Raw genomic sequence first — 2,230 nt, forward strand, 5'->3', positions numbered from 1 at the left:
CGTGTTGACCGACAGCTGACGGTGCGTGTTCAGTGCTGCAATGTTGTGGTTGATAATCATACTAGACTTCCTCCTTGGAAGGTGAAAACCGCTTCCTTGCGGTTCTACTTAGATTAGCATGGGTCGGAAGATGCATCTCCTTCTCCTGCTACTCTATATATCGGAGGCTTATCCCATTTTTTACAGCGTTTTTATGAAAAAAGTTCTATTTTTTTAATTCTTAATCAAAATCGACATATAGGTTAAGGAAAGGAAGTTCTTCTTTTTGAGCAGGTTCATGATTTTCTCAAGGAATACATTGTTATGCTCAAACGTTTTGGACATCGACTGGATCAATTTGATGACCAAGTCCGTAGTCAAGCCTTCATGATGACTCGCCATACCGACCAAATGCAGCTTAATCAGGGAGTAGTGCACGATCATTTCGGCGTAGCTTTCGAAAGGCGTGTCGCACTCAACCGGCATGCAGTTTTTGAATACGTAGTTCACCAGATAGTTCTCCAGCATATATTCATGTTCTTGCATGAAGGGAGCATAATAACGGTGATAGATGGCGTCGTAATTCGATTCCAGCTCTTTATCCGAAAGCTTCTCGTCAATTTTCAGACCGCTCATCATCGTACGCGAGCATTCCAGGTATCTCGAAGAGGAGATCGTTTGCGTCAGTCGCAGCAGTACAAGCTCTCTCAAGAGGGTGAACTGGATATCTACGCGCTTCGGAATATTATCGAATTCCCCTTTGAATAGTCCGTCTTCGGCAGCCTTCAAGTATCTGCCGAGAATATCCGGGATCGCCGTCAAATTATTCGCTTCCACGCTCTCTTGAATTTCGTTGTACATCAAACCGAGAATGAGCAGACGCTCATCCAACGAATATTTGCGGTCCTGCAAGATGAAGATCGTAACGTAACGATATTCATTGAACAGGTCTGTCCAGGACTTAACTTCTTCCTGATTCGTCGAGAAGGACATGCTTTCCAGACGGCGTTCCGACTGTTCTTCTTCTCCCTGCTCAAAACGAATGCCCTCTTTGTTCAGCAAAATCAGTCTGGCCGCTTCCGGACAAGATACGACAAGCGCGCGCTCCGTAATGCCGTTGACGACATTCACTCTTCTCGGATATACCGTACAGGTATTGCAAAGATAGCTCTCGCCTAGCTTCAGCTGAATATTACACCAGCCCTCTTCGCTCAAGAACGAACATTTCGTTCCGTTCATCTTCATTTTCGCTACATTATGCGTAGTGGGATTGTTACGGGTACGAACGATATTTTTCTCCAAGCTCGGCTTAAGCTCATGCTGTTTAACTTTTTTGTATTTTTTGTAAGAAGCTTCATCTATGTGAACTTGCCAGCCGGAGCAGCATGTATCTTCACAAGCCCCGCCGACGCACGAAAAATCCTTGATATATTCCGGGAAAAGTGTAGGAACTGTTTTATTGGTCAAAGTAAATCCCCCTCTAATATGAGTGATTGGCCCGAGAGAACAACAGCTGTTTACCCTTTCCCCTTAACTGCATTGTGCAAGCAAAAAGGAATGGATGAATCCATTCCTTTTTGAAGGAGCATGTTATTAACGGAGCAGCTGCAGAACGCCTTGCGGCTGTTGGTTCGCTTGCGCCAGCATCGCTTGAGCGGCTTGTGCAAGGATGTTGTTCTTCGTTTGGTTCATCATTTCTTTCGCCATGTCCACGTCACGTACGCGGGATTCTGCTGCCGTCAGGTTCTCGGCTGCGTTGTCCACGTTCGCGATGGAGTGCTCCAGACGGTTTTGCAGTGCGCCCAGCTTCGAACGGCCCGAGGAAATTTTCGCGATGTTGTCGTCCAGCGTTTGGATCGCCGCCTCAGCGCCAGTTTGCGAGCTGATGTCGGCACCTGCAAGAGCACCTTGAATCGTAGTCAGCTTGATGCCGTCCGTGCTCAGATCCAGCTCGATCTTCTGGTCTTTGTTCGCGCCCACGTGGATTTGAACTTTACCACCTGTACCTGCGGAGCCGTCAAGCAGCTTCTGCGTGTTGAACTCGGTGTCCGTGTTGATACGGCCGATCTCGGTTGCCAGTGCATCGTACTCGTCTTTCAGGGACGTACGGTCAGCCGTTACGTTCGTGTCGTTCGCCGATTGAACAGCCAGCTCGCGCATACGCTGCGTAATGGCGTGTACTTCGTTCAGCGCGCCCTCTGCCGTTTGGATCAGGGAGATGCCGTCTTGCGCGTTGCGGGAGGATTGCTCC

2 protein-coding genes are annotated in these 2,230 nt (G+C 48.3%); both read right to left on the bottom strand.

The window, feature by feature from the left end; genetic code table 11:
• Positions 1-213: 213 nt before the first annotated feature.
• Complete coding sequence (fliB, locus tag ACFFSY_RS32385; RefSeq protein ID WP_377502200.1) at positions 214-1,446, bottom strand: flagellin lysine-N-methylase; 1,233 nt, start codon at positions 1,444-1,446, stop codon at positions 214-216.
• A 126-nt stretch (positions 1,447-1,572) separates the two neighbouring features.
• Positions 1,573-2,230: flagellin (locus ACFFSY_RS32390; protein WP_377502203.1), on the bottom strand; the 658-nt coding region annotated here is incomplete at its 5' end.

The sequence above is a fragment of the Paenibacillus aurantiacus genome (assembly GCF_042431225.1).
Lineage (GTDB): Bacteria > Bacillota > Bacilli > Paenibacillales > Paenibacillaceae > Paenibacillus_Z > Paenibacillus_Z aurantiacus.